The organism is Pseudomonas sp. BO3-4, from assembly GCF_034044115.1.
GTDB classification, from domain to species: domain Bacteria; phylum Pseudomonadota; class Gammaproteobacteria; order Pseudomonadales; family Pseudomonadaceae; genus Aquipseudomonas; species Aquipseudomonas alloputida.
Genome location: NZ_CP139018.1, coordinates 2,181,767 through 2,197,300 on the forward strand (window position 1 = coordinate 2,181,767; position 15,534 = coordinate 2,197,300).

Below are 15,534 nucleotides of genomic sequence, written 5' to 3' on the forward strand. Positions count from 1 at the left end.
CGCGGATATTGGCCGCTGCCGCGAAGCGGACACAAATATAAAAATCACGGTCGACGACCTACAGGCTGTCGACAGGAGACACGTAATGACCCATATGGCCAAACACATTGCCTGGTTTGCCGTGGCTGTTCTGGGAGCATTCGCGCTTAGCGTCGTGGCCTTGCGCCGCGGCGAAGCTATCAATGCTCTCTGGATCGTAGTCGCAGCAGTCGCCATCTATCTTGTCGCATACCGATACTACAGTCTGTTCATCGCCCAGAAAGTGATGCAGCTAGACCCTCGTCGAGCCACTCCCGCCGTAGTCAACAACGACGGCCTGGATTATGTGCCGACCAACAAACACGTGCTCTTCGGGCATCACTTCGCTGCCATCGCTGGTGCGGGGCCTTTGGTTGGGCCGGTACTCGCTGCCCAGATGGGCTATTTGCCTGGAACGCTTTGGCTGATAGCCGGCGTGGTGCTTGCCGGCGCGGTACAAGACTTCATGGTGCTATTTCTGTCTACCCGCCGCAACGGTCGCTCTTTGGGGGACATAGTGCGAGAGGAGATGGGCAGAGTTCCAGGAACGATTGCGCTGTTCGGCTGCTTCCTGATCATGATCATCATCCTTGCCGTATTAGCGCTGATCGTGGTCAAGGCGCTGGCCGAGAGCCCTTGGGGTATCTTCACCGTCATGGCCACCATTCCGATCGCCATGTTTATGGGCGTCTACATGCGCTATGTTCGTCCTGGGCGCATCGGAGAGATCTCGGTAATTGGGGTGTTGCTGCTGTTGGGCTCGATTTGGTTGGGGGGGCAGATTGCTGCCGATCCAGTTTGGGCCAAGGCTTTTACCTTCACCGGTATTCAAATCACCTGGATGCTCATTGGCTACGGCTTCGTTGCTGCGGTGCTACCCGTCTGGCTCATCTTGGCTCCGCGTGACTACCTGTCCACGTTCCTCAAAATTGGCACGATTCTCGCGCTTGCTGTCGGAATTCTCGTCACTATGCCCGAGCTGAAAATGCCGGCGTTGACTCAGTTCACCGATGGTACAGGGCCGGTGTGGAAAGGCGGCTTGTTTCCGTTCCTCTTTATTACCATTGCCTGCGGTGCCGTCTCGGGATTCCATGCGCTGATAGCCTCGGGCACAACACCTAAATTGCTTGCGAGCGAAGGCCACGCCCGTTACATCGGCTACGGTGGCATGTTGATGGAGTCCTTCGTAGCAATCATGGCTATGGTGGCTGCGTCGGTGATTGAGCCTGGTGTGTACTTCGCCATGAACAGCCCTGCAGCTATCGTTGGTGGTGATGCAGTGTCCGTAGCGCAGACGGTTAGCAGTTGGGGGTTCACCATTTCCCCAGATCAGCTAGAGTCGGTAGCTAAAGATATAGGTGAAACTACCATCCTCGCTCGCGCAGGAGGGGCACCAACGCTGGCTGTGGGCATTGCCCAAATTTTGCACCACGTCCTGCCGGGCGAGAACACCATGGCGTTCTGGTACCACTTTGCAATCTTGTTCGAAGCGTTATTCATCTTGACCGCTGTGGATGCTGGCACCAGGGCAGGCCGCTTCATGCTGCAGGATTTGTTAGGTTCCTTTGTGCCTGCCCTGCGCCGTACAGAGTCCTGGACTGCAAACCTTATTGCCACCGCTGGCTGCGTGGCATTGTGGGGCTATCTGCTCTATCAGGGCGTGATCGATCCGTTGGGTGGTATTAATACGCTTTGGCCGCTGTTCGGCATTTCCAACCAGATGTTGGCAGGCATCGCTTTGATGCTCAGTACCGTCGTGCTTATCAAAATGAAGCGTCATCGGTATGTCTGGGTGACCCTGCTACCAGCGATCTGGCTGCTGATTTGCACTACAGCTGCAGGATTCATCAAACTGTTCGATGCTAACCCTGCTATGGGCTTCCTGGCGTTGGCGCGTAAGTACAGTGATGCGCAGGCCAATGGTCAGATTTTGGCGCCGGCGAAGGACATTTCGCAGATGCAGCATGTGATCTTCAACGCCTATACGAACGCTACGCTCACAGCCCTGTTCTTGCTTGTTATGTTTAGCATTTTGTTCTACGCGCTCAAGGTCGGGATTGCAGCGTGGGGTAGCAAGGAGCGTACGGATAAAGAGTCGCCTTACCTAGCACTGCCTGATGCGTAAAGGAGGGGTGTAACGTGTTCAATGACCTGAGTCGCCTCGGTAAATACCTGGGTCAGGCAGCGCGTCTGATGGTGGGCATGCCTGACTACGACACTTACGTCGAGCACATGCAAAACAAGCACCCTGACAAACCTCTGATGTCATATGAGGAATTCTTTCGGGAGAGACAGGAAGCTCGATACGGCGGCGGCAACGGTCAGCCACGTTGCTGTTAGTACCTTGAGGTATTTTTCTGCGTAGTCAATCGCGCCCGATGCAATGCATCGGGCGCTTTGCGTCTTGGTCTGCGAAAACGGTGTCAGTCTTCTAGATGGTTAGTAACGCCATGGTTGAGTTGCTTTCCGAGTGCTCCCGAAAATTCCAACGCAAATGCTAGTCCCCGTCTGACATCCGGATCAGAGGTCATTCGAAGCAAACGGACTAAAGAGGGGGGTTCCGAAAGCTTGCTTACCTGGGCGCTCGCAACGCGAGCCGCGTTACCCGCTAACCATGCAGCAGACGAGCCTTCTTCGAAGACATTTGCTAGCTTTTCGACCATGTAAGAATCGCTCATGTCGACGATGTCGGTCGCAACTGACATTAGGTCGACCAGTCTTGAGAGTCGATCTCCGGCCAAGAGGGGCTCAAGCTTTACGACAAGCGACCTGAGCCCTTCGAGCGCAGCCTCGCTAAGTTCCAACGATTCCGAAATCGAGGGCGCTCCCGGTTTATTTTTCGAGAGGCTTCCTTGTTCAGGGAGTGAGCTCATCTGAGGTGTCCTGTAAAATTATTGATCGTGTTACACCAGGCCGCGCGCGACCGCCCAATATATGCCTCTATTGAAGCTTTTCCTCATAAGTCCGCCAATCTTGGTGGGGGGCGTAGGCTTTACATCATTTTCATAGTCGTACCAGAGCGGCATTCCTGCCTCTAATCCCATTTGCGCAATTGCAGCAACCTTACCCTCATAACTGTCGCAAGTCCGCCCGAAACGAAGCTCGGAGGCTATGTTATTTACTACAACAGGGGACTGGCTATGGCACGCGCCCCCGGCCTTGCTCACGGGAAGATCAACGGTATCGCCCAGAACATATACGTTCTCTAACCCATATACTTTCATGGTTTGATAGTTTGTAGGGAGCCACCCTTCATCATCTTGAGCTTGCGACAGTCCGGAGTTTCTAACTGCGTCTACTGCGCGGATAGGTGGAGTGGCCATAAGAATGTCGAAATCTTCCGCTCCGCCTTCTTCTGAAAACGCGATATTGCTTCCCGGATCAACTCGGTTAAGCGTAAAGCTTCTCTGGTGCTTAATGCCCCTCTGTTCAAATATACTGGGTAATACTTCGCAGGTGTCCTTCTGCAAAAAAAGACAGTTTCGTAACAGTTGAGCTACGGTAGGGTATGTATAGACGATTTCCACTTTGTCTCTAACGCCGCGTTTACGTAGCAGGTCGTCAAGCATTAGCGTAGTCTCAATGGGTGCAATACCACATTGGTGAGGTACATTGGGGGTCTTGGGGAATGTTACGGTGACTAGAATTCTGCCTTTTTCTATGGACTTCAATTTATCTGCAAGCTGCCGCGCAGGCTCATATTGATAAAAATGATCACCGCCTTCTTTTAGGCCATCGATTCGCTCGGGGCTTGGTACACAGCCTGTGGAGATGACGAGTTGGTCATATCCGTATACTTTTCCGCTTTTACATTTCACGCGGTTCTGGTTGTATTGGAATTCCTCGACCTCTTCTATAAGGAAGTCGATCTCAGGGCGGAGTAGGCTGCGCTGAGGCCGCCGGAGCTCATTTTTGAAGAAACTGTCAAAGGCAATGTACATGAACGCAGGTTTGTAATAGTGCCAGGGAGAGTTGGACAGCATCAAGATTTCCACCTTGCCACTGCGTATCTCAGGGTAGAGTTTGGTGGCAAGATGATTAGCAGTCATTGTGCCGCCAATACCGCCGCCGACAATAATTATCCGATGTGGCATGTGCTCTCCATAGTCTGAGCTAAATGAAGGGCCAGTCGCGTATTCAACGAGACTGGCCAAAATGGGGCGCTAGTGAATTAGATCGAGCGAATGCCTCCTTTCAATGCGCCGTCCGCAGAAGTATTGAGCTTTGAGTGTTTTTTGGAATATAGGAAGTAAATTGCGGCTCCAACGAGCAGCCATGCGCCGAATGCAATCCATGTGTGCAGTTTTAGATACGACATCAGCGTAATGCAGGCAATAATTGCGAGTGCTGGTACGAGCGGTACGAGCGGGCACTTGAAGGCGCGTGGCAGATCGGGGCGCTTCTTCCTAAGCACGATTACAGCAAACGAAACTAGGCAGAATGCAGCTAGCGTGCCTATATTCATAAGTTCGGCAAGTACATTCAGTGGGACTACTGCTGCGATAAGACCAAAAATGATGCCGATCGCCCAAGTAGTGAAGAATGGTGTGCCATATTTAGGATGTACTTCGGAGAACTTAGAGGGTGCCAGTCCATCGCGAGACATAGCGAAGATAATTCTGGATTGCCCATAGAGCATTACAAGCACACCCGTTGTCATACCCAAAATAGCACCTAGGTCGACGAAGCCCGCTACCCAGTTCTCACCTGCATACTGGAGGGCGAGCGAGACGGGATGGTCGATGCCGAGGAACTCCCGGAATGGAACGATACCTGTCATGATCATGGATACAACTACGTACAATATCGCGCATATGCCCAGTGAACCGATAATCCCGATAGGCAAATCACGCCCAGGTCTTTTGACTTCCTCAGCTGCAGAAGATACTGCGTCAAAACCAATGAACGCAAAGAACACTAACGCTGCTGCGCTCATAATTCCATTGAACCCAAAAGGCGCGAAGGGCTGCCAGTTCTCGGGCTTTATGTGTCGGGCGCCGACGATAATGAACAAAAGCACTACTGCAATTTTGAGTGCCACCATAATGTTGTTGATTTTAATAGATTCACGTATTCCAATAGAAAGCAGCCAGGTGATTACCATCATGATGATAAACGCAGGCAGATTGAAGAATGTGCTAACGTCCGGTAGCGCCCCAGGTGCTGCAGTCAACGCAGTGGGTAACGATAATCCGAACCCGCTTAGCAGGGATTGAAAGTAACCAGACCAACCAACAGAGACTGCTGCGCTCGCCAGGCCGTATTCGAGCATAAGATCCCAGCCGATCATCCATGCAACAATCTCCCCAAGTGTGAAATAGCTGTACGTATAGACGGAGCCTGCTACTGGAATGCTTGATGCAAACTCTGAATAGCAGAGTGCTGCAAGCCCACATGCTAAAGCAGCGATGATAAATGAAATTGTTAATGCGGGCCCAGCTGTTAGAGCTCCTGTGCCCGTTAACACAAAAATACCTGTTCCTACAATGGCGCCCACACCGATAAAAATCAAATCGACTGGCCCGAGTACTTTTTTCAGAGATGCTTTGGAGTGCTGTAATTTGCTTATTTCTTCTAAGCTTTTTGTTCTAAAAATGCTCACATTTGCCTCCAGTTTTATTATTTGCGGCAGTGCGTGATGACGGGTGTAAACTGCCGGCGTCCCTGGTCGTAATATGTGCCAAGGTTCGTTCTCATGCCCGTTTAACTAGTGATAGATCATTCTTAAGACTGATGGCGAATTAGGTCGAATCTATCAAAGCCAAGTTTTAGGTCGGCGATAAGATCTTCTGGGCTCTCCAAACCGACATGAAGTCTAATGAGGTGACCTTCTTCCTCCCAAAGCGTTGTAGTACGAATTTTTCGTGGATCTACTGTCATCGCTAGGCTTTCAAAGCCACCCCATGAATAGCCGAGTCCGAAAAGATTCAGATCATCAAGAAGGGCTTTGACTGCTTCAATGGGGGCGGATTTGGTAACAAACGATAAGAGGCCGGTTGCTCCGGTAAAATCTCGGCGCCATAGCGAGTGATTTTTGTGGGATGGCAGACCAGGGTAAATGACGCGAGAAACTTGGTCTTGTTCTTCCAGCCACTTGGCCACACATAGCGCACTGCGTTGATGGCGCTCCAGACGGACGTCCAATGTCCGGAGTCCTCGTAGAGCCAGATTCGCGTCGTCTGGGCTTACATATGTGCCCGATTGGAAATGGTAGGCTTTTAGTTGAGGCCATGCGCGTGATGATGCTGCGATAGTGCCGATAAGAGCATCAGAGTGACCTACGATATACTTGGTGGCGGCCATAATCGAGAGATCAACGCCATGATCGATCGCTTTGAAATACAGCGGTGTCGCCCAGGTGTTATCGAGCAGAACCAGCGCGCCATGGGCGTGTGCGGCCTTGGCGATTGCTGGGATGTCTTGAATCTCGAAGGTATGTGAGCCAGGCGACTCAGTAAACACTGCCTCAGTATTAAATTGGAAAAGCTCAGAAATGCCTGCTCCAATTTGAGGGTCGTAGTAGGTTGTCTGAATGCCCAGCCGTTTTCCTGCGGTATCCAAGAAATGGCGTGTCGGGGCGTAAACGCTGTCAGGTACCAGGATATGTTCGCCTGATCCCACCACGGACAGTATCGCGGTAACGCATGCGGACAGGCCGGAAGGGCACAGAACAGTCCCAGTAGCGCCTTCTAGCGCTGATATAGCTTCACAAAGGGCCTCGGTCGATGGATTGTTCCACCGCCCGTACTGATAGCGCTGGTCGCCATTCTGCATACAGTCGACGTTTGGGAATACGACTGTCGAACCTCGGTAGATAGGAGGGTTGACGAACCCATAGTGGTCTTCGGGGTGGCTACCTGCGTGAGCAATGACCGTCGCGCTTGATGCAGTTAACTTATTGTTATTCAAGGCTTTTCTCTCTGATCGATACATGATTAGATCAGCTAATTATATTTGTTCTATAGAGAAATTTTCTTTCGTATATTTCTTGCTAAGCGGTTTTTTGGTGAATATTATTAGGCGTTTCTAGTGTGGCTTCTTGTCCCATTAACCCAGATTTTTCTGCCATTGCCCGAGACATCCCGATGATTGAGCTGGATAAGGTGGATCGTATGATCCTTGAGATCGTTCAGTTGAACGGTCGTCTCACCAACGCTGAGATCGCAGCTCGCGTCTCGCTTTCCGCCCCGGCAAGCTGGAAGCGATTGAAGCGACTTGAAGAGGAGGTGATCGAGGGGTATCACGCTTCGCTTAACCGAAAAGCTATTGGTTTGAATGTTTTTGCTTTCATCAGTATTACGTTGGATACACACTCAGAGGAGGCGATGGATAACTTTGAGAAGGGGATAAATTCCCTGCCGAGTGTGCTTTCTTGTCATAATATATCTGGGAAGTATGACTATTTACTGCAGGTGGTGGTTAAAGATATGGACGATTTCCATCAGCTGGCTATGTACAAGATACGCCGTTTGGGGAATATTAAGGAGATGTATACGGGCTTTTCTCTCAAAGAGATAAAAAGATGTCCGACGCTTCCTTTGTAAGTGCCAATGTGACGCGCAGTGTGTAACTTGTCCCAGCAATTGATGCAGTGCGTGCAGCTCAAAATCGAATGAGTTGCACGTTTCGATGCTTTCAGTCTCGCGGCTTTAGCGAAGGTGTTTGCTTAGCCGACAATACCAGAGCTATGCCACCTAGTACTGTCAGTGAGCTCAGGCCAAGGCGAGTGGTGAAGGTTTCCCCCAGCAGTAGAACTCCGGCAATGGAGGCAATCACTGGGACTGTAAGCTGCACAGTGGCTGCTCGGAAAGATGAGAGATGTCGAACCGCCGCGTACCAGATAGCGTACCCCGCGCCTGATGCGATGGTGCCTGATGCGATGGCATAAGTAATACCGACAACGTCTGCATGGAAAGAGGACATGAAGGGCAGTGCGGTAAGCACGATTAGCGGAACAGACATCATGAAGTTGCCACCTGTAGCCGCTAACGGATCAGCTAAGGCTTTTCCTAGGATTGAGTAGACTCCCCATGCCACCCCTGACGCGAGCATCATCACTGCGCTTGCCAGGGGCGGGGCGCTGGATCCTGGAAGAAGGAGTATGACAAGGCCTGCAATCGCCAGCAGTAAGCCTAGCAATGCCAAGGCGCCCATGCGCTCTCCCTGGAGAAATCCGTACCCAAGCATGGTTAGCTGCACCGCGCCGAACAGAACAAGCGCGCCGGTACCGGTATCCAATTTCAAATACGCGTAGGAAAAAGCGAAGGCATAGACATAGAGTGATACGGCGCCTCCCCAAGAGCCTGCGCTCTTTTTTGCTGGTCGCTGAAATTTGAGAATCATCCATAGGATCAGTGCACCACTCACCAAACGTATGACACTGAAGCTAATCGGATCGATGGCGCTGTGCCGCAATGCGACCCGACACAGAACTGAGTTCGCTGCAAACGCTATCATCGCGATGGCCGTCAGGAACACAACGCGATGTACTTGTTTGGTGGTCAAAGCTGGAGATAGAGGGGTATTCAAGAGAATTCTTCCACTGGGTAGGGTGAGATTTCCTAAATGAGCATCCGTTGAACGTGCCTCAGAACTTTCAGGACGACTCAATCTATGTGCTTTAGTTCGATTTCCAGAGTTTTCTGCAGTTCGCTGTATGAGCTCGCACCCATGATCAGCTTAGAGAGAATCCCGTCTCTAAATACTGCGATTGACGGAACACCATTGATATTCATTGCTTTCGCGACCGTCGGACACTGTGAGACATCAACGTGTCTAAATGTCGCGAGTTGAGAGTATGCATCAGCGAGTTTTTCGAAAACTGGCCTCATCCCGGTGCAAGGGCCGCACCAAGGGGAAGAAAAGCAAATAAGATGAATTCTATTGGGTGCACTGAGTTCTCTATGGAGTCCATTAGTGTCTAATTCGTAACTTTCATTCATGGATATATGTACCAGTTTTTTCAAAGTGCAGCGCAAGGTCGCCAGAGCTTCGGCGACCCTTCATCTGTGATGCTGCCAGATTTATATGATCTCCAGTTTTGGCGATACTTTAATTTCTCTCGCCATATTATGGAAGTTTGGTGAGGTTTTCATGACGTGTGCATGAAGCTCTTCGATTTGATCCTGTGAGGCGTCTGCGCAAATTTTTACATTGTAACGTACTTCGTTGACCCCAGGATTAAGATTTTCATCAAGTCCTAAGAAACCAGCCAGGTCGAGATCAGTGTCCGTTTCAATCTCAAGACCTTTAATCTTGATGCCCCTCGCCGCAGCGCCTGTTACGTAGCCTACCGACATACATGCATTCAAGGCAGCAAGTAACAACTCCATTGGGCCAGGCGCTGTATTTTCACCTAGTAGCTCAACAGGCTCGTCCGAGACTATCTGGAAGTTTCGCTCCATTTGCCGACCGGCGAGACTGCATTGAGTAACATTTGTAACGCTTTTGGTTTGGCCCATCCATTTAGTCTGGACATTGAAGCGGACTTCAGCGTTTGTGTGATCCGCTGCTACGTCGCGAGCGAAGTTTTCTAGATTAGTAACGTTGATACCATTCACAATGTTGCTCATACTGACGGCCTACAGAAATTAATACTTATCGTTAACGTGCGGACATGTTGATCAGCTGTCGCATCCGTTAAGGCCGCAGGTTTGCCCTTGGAAGGACTCACCTTCGGTGGCACTCGAATACATTCGTTGTAGCGCCAGTTTGAACGCGTCAACGGTTTGAGCTCCCGAGATGTAGAAACCGTTGTTGAAGACAAACAGAGGAACGCCGTTCGCGACCTCGCGAGCCTCTTTCTCATCCTTAGCAATTAGATTGGGCAGCGTCTGATCATTCCAAGCGTGCTGTACGAAGCTTGCTGAGATACCCACTTCTGCCGCAATTTCCGACAACGAGTTCTCTTCGAAGATGGAGCGTCCATCTGTGGTGCAGGCCTCATAAAGGCGTTCGCTGAGAGCCTTCTTGATATCGTTATCGTCGACCGCTTTGACAAGAGCGTGTGCCTTAGTAGTGTCTCCAAATAGCATCGTGTCAAAGCTGTAAACAAGGCCGACTTCTCTGGCATTAGAAGTGACAGCTTCGATCATCCCGTTTGCAGATTGTTCATTGCCAAACTTTTGCACAAGAACTTGCTTTATCGGTGCGGCTTTTTGGCCAACAGCGAGCCGAAAGGCCTTGTAGTTAACCTGAACCACGTCTTTGTGTTCAAAATCGGCGAGAGCACTTTCGAACCGGCGCTTCGCAATCCAGCACCAAGGGCAGACGAAGTCCGACCAAACGTCAATCGTGATTAATTTGGATTCTGCGCTCATTTGTATCACCTTAAGATGCTCAGCACTCTCGCTATGAGTGTGCGGGACGAACTCGAAAAAATGGGCTGCTCGTTAGGGGAGCAGCCTCCTCAGGTCATTCCTTGTCGAAGGCGTCTAGCACGTGAGTGCTATAAACCAAGGCTGCGCCTGCGTTCATGTTGATTGCGACTCCGAGAGCTTCTGAGACCTCCTCAACTGTGACACCAAGCTTCTTGGCTTCGGCGACGTGGAAAGCAATGCAGCCGTCGCAGCGAGTGGTTACCGCCACTGCAAGTGAAATCAGTTCGCGGGTCTTCGCATCGAGGTGGTTGGTTTTCGCGCCGGCCCCGCCCAGCGCCATCACGCCCTTGATGGTTTCCGGTGAAAGCGAGCCGAGCTGCATAACGCGAGCATTAATGTCTTGTCGTGCTTTTTTCCAGTCTTGCATGTGATCCTCGCAGCTACGCCAAGGCGTAGAAATGAAAATGTTGAGTATGGATTCTTGCGTGCAGGCTTAGCCTACCAACTAGTAGGTAGAAGTCGCAATGCCCTTTTCAACCTGCATTCGTCCGGTCAGCAGGCAGGAGCAGCCCATGCGACGCTGAGCCTGAGATCTGCAAGCGGCTCCACATCTCGATTTCAATGCATTTCAGGTGCGTAGCTGCTCCCCTGGGATCAAGCTATCTTTGCTCTCAGCTCTGTCGGTAGGTTAGGCGGCTCCTGTAACGGATGTGAGTGGAGCCGGCATTTCAGGTAAGCGCTTAGGCTGTTGCGGTTGGTCTGACGGGTAGGTGAGTGGCCAGCAGTAGAGCACTAGGGCTTCACGATTAGACTTCGGGGCTGGGCTTATAATGAATGGACGCAATATTAGTAGCCGGTGCGCCAGCTTCTCGTATCCAGCTTCCGCAGGAATTAGCTAGCTCCGATTAGAGCTAGCGCGAAAAATGTCACCAAAATTATCAAGAGTATTATTGATAGAGAGCTACTTCCGGCATTTGCTTTTTCTTGTCGCTTTGCCGACTCACTGTCGCAAAAAGTAGGACATACTCTTCTTTTTTCTCTCGCCTGCTTTAGGATCAAAATTGAGCAGTACCTCATATAGGTATTCCTTTATGTGATGATTCTATAAGGCTATAAGTATCTGGAACTCCAGGCGGTAATGCATGAGGCAACATACTCTGCGTCTCGGCTGTTTGTAAGTAAATGGTCGGCAGAGTCCAGCGATATGAAGCTCTTCGGGTGTTTAGCTGTCTGGTAAATCTTCTGTGCTTGTTCTATGGATACAACATTGTCGGTAGGTGAGTGAAAAACAAGCAGTGCGCGTCGGAGGTTCGCGATGCTTTTATCCTGCTGCTGACTTTCAATATCCTCGAGGAACTGATTTTTTATAGTGAACTCCCTTCCTCCAAGCGTAACTCTATATTCACCAATGTCTCTGATAGCTTCTACTTGACCCTTGAACTGCTTCATAACATGGGTCGCATCAGCAGGAGCTCCGATTGTCACAACGCCTTTTCCCTCAGGGATGTGCTTAGCTGCTGCGATGACTGCAGCGCCCCCCAAGCTGTGGCCAATCAAAAGGGATGGAGCCTGATACGTGTTGCGTAAATAATCCGCCGCAGATACCAAGTCAGCAACGTTTGATGAAAAATTGGTATTGGAGAAGTCTCCGCCACTCCCGCCCAGACCCGTGAAATCAAAACGAAGTACAGCGATATTGTTGTCGACCAGCGCTTTCGCAATACGCGCAGCTGCTTTAATATCTTTGCCACAGGTGAAGCAATGTGCGAACAATGCGTAAGCACTGGGTGACTCAGGGGCTTCAAGCAGTCCTGAAAGGCTCGTACCCTCAGCGTTTAGGAACGTGATCTTCTGTTTGCTCATGATGAATTCCATGGGAAGCATTAACTGGCGTTAGGTTCTCACTGTGGCTGCATAGCAATGCAAGCTCCAAACCGTGAGGCATCAGAAGCCTACCACCTAGTAGGTATGCTGGCAATCTTGGCTGCTCTGCATCGTCTTTGGTGACTAAGCCCTATGCAATGCATATAGCGGTTAGGACGGGAGTGAACGGGTAAACACCCAGTGCTCAGTGACGTGTTAGTACGATCCTGGAAGAGACCTGGAGCAGTGATGAACCGTGGCCAACAACCAAATCAGGATCGAAGCCTAGGCTCGATTGAGCTGATGCCAATTTTCCAGCGGGCGGATCGGCCGAATGCTCTTTGTAGTCAAGGCACTAGAAAGTAGGGGGGCACAGAGCCTGGGAGGATTGGGGTTTGCGAGGCTTGCGAGCAGCGATGCAATGGATGGCGTTTTCCAATCCCGGCACGCCCCCATCGCATCCCAGGCCCTCAATTTCTGAACGAAGGTCGTGGATAAGCTCGGCAGCTGGTCTGCCTGACTCTTGGCTCAGAGTGAGAGTCAGCAACGTCAAAGGGCTCAGCTCAAGCCGTTGGCTCACTTGTTCGAGCTTATCCAGCGTCAGGCTAGATCGAGCGCCCTCCAATTTGGAAAGGAACGTCCGACTCGTATCACCAAAGTCGCGTTGCGAGAGTTTGCGCTTGCAGCGAAGCGCTCGAAGGACGATGGCGAATGATGATTTCAATGACATGTGCGGCTCCTTCGAATACGCCTTTCCTCAGTGACCTTCACGCAGCAACCGCTGCTCCCCCTGAGCTTCGCGACTAGCTGAGCTAGGTTGTTGGTGGGGGCAAGCCACTCCGCCCAAACACTGTTGATGCGTACAGTATATCTCGCTAAGTTCGATTGGAGAACATTTGTACTCTTGGCTGTGACGAGCGTTATGAAGAACTCATATGAGACCGTCGACGACCGCTTCGCTTTGTTTCGCGTTAAGGAGCTGTTGGAGCAGCAGTGCCTCCTTCTTGAAAGCGAGCTTGTCGTAATGGGGGGGAGTTGACGACCTTACGTCAAAAATCTCCCTTGCTTCCACGCCTTCAATCAAGCTGTGGCGCGATTCGAACCTGTCAATGACGAATATCGCTACCTCCGGGCTGACGGTACTCTTGCATGGTTGAAAATCTACTGGCTTCCTGTTCGAAACCAAGACGGGAGCTTGGCTCATGTCCAGGGCTACGGCAGTGAGATTACTCGTACCGTTGAGGAGGCCAAGGAGAACCAGGCTCTGATTGAAGCGCTGGTTAGGTCAACGGCTGTCATTGAATTTAAACTGGATGGCACCGTAATCACGGCGAACAAACAGTTCCTTGATGCCATGGGCTACTCACTGGGCCAGATCGTAGGCAAACACCATCGCATGTTCTGTTCCGCGCAAGAAGCGGCATCCGATGAGTACGTAAATTTCTGGAAGACACTCAACCGTGGTGAGTACGTCGCGAATCGCTTCAAGCGAGTCGACGGGCATGGCAACGATATTTGGCTGGAGGCAACCTACAACCCTGTGCATGACACCGAGGGCAAGCTAGCTAAGGTCGTGAAATTTGCGAGTGTGGTTATTTTTTGCCTCCAAAAAACATGTAAATAGCCTCGTTTTTTTAATGGTTATTGCGCGATCACCAGGGTAGATTGCTTCGCTTCTGTCGTAGGGTATAGTTCCGGCACTCAGAGGCTACTGCACCGGTAGCATCGATCTAATCAAGCCATTGGCAATCTGAATGACACCCGAAAAGCCTGCTGAAGAGCAGAATCCAACACCCGATGCTTACGAACTCAAAATGGCTCGTGAGCGCCCAGCTTTCTTGAATCAGGAAATGCTTGATTCCATTGCCCGCGACCATGCTGGCGACCTGATCAAAATCGGCAGCGGCATGCCAACGGCTTTGGATGACGAGACATTGCTGGCGCCCACTCAGCAGCCTAAGTGACAAACATACCTGCGATAATCCGAGCATCTAGCAAGGCATGATGAGGGAGGTCTGATCCGTCGTTCTGCGGCTCGAGGGTGAGCGCGTTGGTGGGCGACGGATACACGTTTTGCAGCCACTTACCTTCCTTGTACGCGAGTTCACAAAACATTTCCCAATCGTACTTACGAAGCGGCCTCCCAGAGAGTTGAGAGGCTTAAGGCTTGAGATGACTTGGGCATGTAGTCGACCTGGCGCCCGCATTTGCGCCCTGGTGAATCAGCTGAAAGCTTTTCTGACAAGTGCTTGCATGACAGAGGCAGGCCCCTGCAAAAATTTCTCCTGGCTGCTGACCTCAAACCGTACCGGGTTGACATGAACAACTGTGGCACCAGCCCCTAGGGCACGCAAGGGCAGTTCCGCGGCTGGATAAACGACACCGGACGTACCGATCGAGAAAAATAGGTCACAGTCACCCGCAGCCGTAAGGCCTGCGCTCCAGGCTGCTTCCGGAAGCATTTCTCCGAACCAAACGACTCCAGCCCTGATGCACCCATTACATTCATCGCACCGAGGTGGCTCAAGACGGCAACCTTCCACGGGTAATTGATCAGAAGGAAAGGGCATCATGTGAGCATTGCCGCAGTCAATGCACCTAGGTGAGTGAAGGCTGCCGTGAAGGTGGATCACGTCTTGGCTACCAGCTCGCTCGTGCAGGTCATCCACGTTCTGGGTCACGACTGTCAGCTTAGAAACGCGCTTAGCGAGTTCTGCGATCGCAAGATGAGCTGCATTCGGCTGCGATTGCAGCACTTTCTGCCTACGAGACTCATACCACCCCCAGCACAGGCTGGGATCCTCTCGGAGTGCTTCGGCAGTTGCCAGTTTGGCAGGATCGAACCGAGACCAGAGACCAGTCAATGCATCTCTGAACGTTGGGATTCCACTCTCGGCGGATACGCCGGCGCCGGTGAAAACGACAACGTGCCTTGCCTCCTGCAACAGCTTAGCGATGGTAGTGAGGGGCATTGAGATGTCCTGGATTTTCGTTCCCTTGAGGTTACCTGAGCCCGCCTGTTTGGTCATCGCGCGGCAGTGAGGGGGCGAGCAGCAGCGCTCAGGAAGAGTCACATAACTGTCAAGAAAACGAAGCTGGCGCTATGAACGCGGCCATAGCGCGAAAAGGGGGCGGCACACTCCATTAATCGCAAAATGCGTACGCTGCCTGCAGAGACCTCAAGAGATCAAAGCGCTGATGTCATGGAGTGCATCCAGGCCTCCTCCCAAGTCGAAAGGCGGTACAGATAGCTGTGCATCCATACAGTTACCAAATTCACTGCGGAGAAACGCATACCCCTTGGGGCAAATTTCGCTCCGCTGGCGCTGACGGG

Annotated in this window: 15 protein-coding genes and 1 pseudogene; 5 read left to right on the forward strand and 11 right to left on the reverse strand. The window is 51.4% G+C overall.

What is annotated here, in order from left to right; translation table 11 throughout:
- Nucleotides 1-85 precede the first annotated feature (85 nt).
- Together REH59_RS09880 and REH59_RS09885 are read left to right on the forward strand one after the other, a co-directional pair.
- Nucleotides 86-2,143, forward strand: coding sequence for a carbon starvation CstA family protein (locus tag REH59_RS09880; RefSeq protein WP_121161176.1), 2,058 nt, complete (start codon nucleotides 86-88; stop codon nucleotides 2,141-2,143).
- Between the two features lie 14 nt (nucleotides 2,144-2,157).
- The gene (locus REH59_RS09885; protein WP_014860748.1) at nucleotides 2,158-2,358 is read left to right on the forward strand and encodes a YbdD/YjiX family protein; all 201 of its coding nucleotides are present in this window, start codon (nucleotides 2,158-2,160) and stop codon (nucleotides 2,356-2,358) included.
- Nucleotides 2,359-2,441: 83 nt separating this feature from the next.
- On the opposite strand, the gene REH59_RS09890 is transcribed toward REH59_RS09885, so the two are convergent.
- From REH59_RS09890 to metC, 4 genes are all read right to left on the reverse strand, one after another.
- The gene (locus REH59_RS09890; RefSeq protein WP_181097904.1) at nucleotides 2,442-2,891 is read right to left on the reverse strand and encodes a DUF1641 domain-containing protein; all 450 of its coding nucleotides are present in this window, start codon (nucleotides 2,889-2,891) and stop codon (nucleotides 2,442-2,444) included.
- Between the two features lie 30 nt (nucleotides 2,892-2,921).
- Nucleotides 2,922-4,112, reverse strand: coding sequence for an NAD(P)/FAD-dependent oxidoreductase (locus REH59_RS09895; RefSeq protein WP_121161181.1), 1,191 nt, complete (start codon nucleotides 4,110-4,112; stop codon nucleotides 2,922-2,924).
- Nucleotides 4,113-4,189: 77 nt separating this feature from the next.
- Entirely contained in the window at nucleotides 4,190-5,620 is a 1,431-nt protein-coding gene (locus REH59_RS09900; protein WP_320450493.1) for an amino acid permease, read from the reverse strand.
- Nucleotides 5,621-5,742: 122 nt separating this feature from the next.
- Nucleotides 5,743-6,951, reverse strand: a complete 1,209-nt coding sequence (gene metC, locus REH59_RS09905; protein WP_420715406.1) for a cystathionine beta-lyase — start codon at nucleotides 6,949-6,951, stop codon at nucleotides 5,743-5,745.
- 152 nt (nucleotides 6,952-7,103) lie between these two features.
- Here metC and REH59_RS09910 point away from each other — a divergent pair, with 152 nt between their 5' ends.
- The gene (locus REH59_RS09910; protein WP_099429028.1) at nucleotides 7,104-7,562 is read left to right on the forward strand and encodes an Lrp/AsnC family transcriptional regulator; all 459 of its coding nucleotides are present in this window, start codon (nucleotides 7,104-7,106) and stop codon (nucleotides 7,560-7,562) included.
- A gap of 91 nt (nucleotides 7,563-7,653) precedes the next feature.
- Here the strand turns inward: REH59_RS09910 and REH59_RS09915 are convergent, their stop codons facing one another.
- From REH59_RS09915 to REH59_RS09935, 6 genes are all read right to left on the reverse strand, one after another.
- Nucleotides 7,654-8,475: a DMT family transporter gene (locus REH59_RS09915; protein WP_320450589.1), complete on the reverse strand. Its 822-nt coding sequence runs from the start codon at nucleotides 8,473-8,475 to the stop codon at nucleotides 7,654-7,656.
- A 149-nt stretch (nucleotides 8,476-8,624) separates the two neighbouring features.
- Nucleotides 8,625-8,960: a thioredoxin family protein gene (locus tag REH59_RS28745; protein WP_420715407.1), complete on the reverse strand. Its 336-nt coding sequence runs from the start codon at nucleotides 8,958-8,960 to the stop codon at nucleotides 8,625-8,627.
- An 81-nt stretch (nucleotides 8,961-9,041) separates the two neighbouring features.
- On the reverse strand, nucleotides 9,042-9,590 hold the full coding sequence (locus tag REH59_RS09920; RefSeq protein WP_181097908.1) for an OsmC family protein: 549 nt from the start codon (nucleotides 9,588-9,590) through the stop codon (nucleotides 9,042-9,044).
- Between the two features lie 51 nt (nucleotides 9,591-9,641).
- A complete protein-coding gene (locus tag REH59_RS09925) occupies nucleotides 9,642-10,337 on the reverse strand; it encodes a DsbA family oxidoreductase (protein ID WP_181097909.1) in 696 nt (231 codons plus the stop codon).
- 94 nt (nucleotides 10,338-10,431) lie between these two features.
- Nucleotides 10,432-10,764 (reverse strand): carboxymuconolactone decarboxylase family protein, encoded by a 333-nt coding sequence (locus REH59_RS09930; protein WP_014860742.1) that lies wholly within the window; start codon nucleotides 10,762-10,764, stop codon nucleotides 10,432-10,434.
- Nucleotides 10,765-11,447: 683 nt separating this feature from the next.
- Entirely contained in the window at nucleotides 11,448-12,200 is a 753-nt protein-coding gene (locus tag REH59_RS09935) for an alpha/beta hydrolase family protein (RefSeq protein ID WP_121161193.1), read from the reverse strand.
- Between the two features lie 1,042 nt (nucleotides 12,201-13,242).
- Between REH59_RS09935 and REH59_RS09940 the strand changes: the two are divergent.
- Together REH59_RS09940 and REH59_RS09945 are read left to right on the forward strand one after the other, a co-directional pair.
- Nucleotides 13,243-13,794, forward strand: a pseudogene (locus tag REH59_RS09940) (PAS domain-containing protein); the annotation flags it as partial.
- A gap of 160 nt (nucleotides 13,795-13,954) precedes the next feature.
- Nucleotides 13,955-14,164: a hypothetical protein gene (locus REH59_RS09945; RefSeq protein WP_320450495.1), complete on the forward strand. Its 210-nt coding sequence runs from the start codon at nucleotides 13,955-13,957 to the stop codon at nucleotides 14,162-14,164.
- 258 nt (nucleotides 14,165-14,422) lie between these two features.
- On the opposite strand, the gene REH59_RS09950 is transcribed toward REH59_RS09945, so the two are convergent.
- Nucleotides 14,423-15,172: an SIR2 family NAD-dependent protein deacylase gene (locus tag REH59_RS09950; protein WP_181097911.1), complete on the reverse strand. Its 750-nt coding sequence runs from the start codon at nucleotides 15,170-15,172 to the stop codon at nucleotides 14,423-14,425.
- Between the last annotated feature and the right edge of the window lie 362 nt (nucleotides 15,173-15,534).

What these genes read in the sequence shown, in the direction of transcription:
- REH59_RS09880 (WP_121161176.1), top strand. Translation starts at nt 86, where the DNA reads ATGACCCATATGGCCAAACACATTGCCTGGTTTGCCGTGGCTGTTCTG.
- REH59_RS09890 (WP_181097904.1), bottom strand. Translation starts at nt 2,891, where the DNA reads ATGAGCTCACTCCCTGAACAAGGAAGCCTCTCGAAAAATAAACCGGGA.
- REH59_RS09895 (WP_121161181.1), bottom strand. Translation starts at nt 4,112, where the DNA reads ATGCCACATCGGATAATTATTGTCGGCGGCGGTATTGGCGGCACAATG.
- metC (WP_420715406.1), bottom strand. Translation starts at nt 6,951, where the DNA reads ATGTATCGATCAGAGAGAAAAGCCTTGAATAACAATAAGTTAACTGCA.
- REH59_RS09910 (WP_099429028.1), top strand. Translation starts at nt 7,104, where the DNA reads ATGATTGAGCTGGATAAGGTGGATCGTATGATCCTTGAGATCGTTCAG.
- REH59_RS09915 (WP_320450589.1), bottom strand. Translation starts at nt 8,475, where the DNA reads ATGATAGCGTTTGCAGCGAACTCAGTTCTGTGTCGGGTCGCATTGCGG.
- REH59_RS28745 (WP_420715407.1), bottom strand. Translation starts at nt 8,960, where the DNA reads ATGAATGAAAGTTACGAATTAGACACTAATGGACTCCATAGAGAACTC.
- REH59_RS09920 (WP_181097908.1), bottom strand. Translation starts at nt 9,590, where the DNA reads ATGAGCAACATTGTGAATGGTATCAACGTTACTAATCTAGAAAACTTC.
- REH59_RS09925 (WP_181097909.1), bottom strand. Translation starts at nt 10,337, where the DNA reads ATGAGCGCAGAATCCAAATTAATCACGATTGACGTTTGGTCGGACTTC.
- REH59_RS09930 (WP_014860742.1), bottom strand. Translation starts at nt 10,764, where the DNA reads ATGCAAGACTGGAAAAAAGCACGACAAGACATTAATGCTCGCGTTATG.
- REH59_RS09935 (WP_121161193.1), bottom strand. Translation starts at nt 12,200, where the DNA reads ATGAGCAAACAGAAGATCACGTTCCTAAACGCTGAGGGTACGAGCCTT.
- REH59_RS09945 (WP_320450495.1), top strand. Translation starts at nt 13,955, where the DNA reads ATGACACCCGAAAAGCCTGCTGAAGAGCAGAATCCAACACCCGATGCT.
- REH59_RS09950 (WP_181097911.1), bottom strand. Translation starts at nt 15,172, where the DNA reads ATGCCCCTCACTACCATCGCTAAGCTGTTGCAGGAGGCAAGGCACGTT.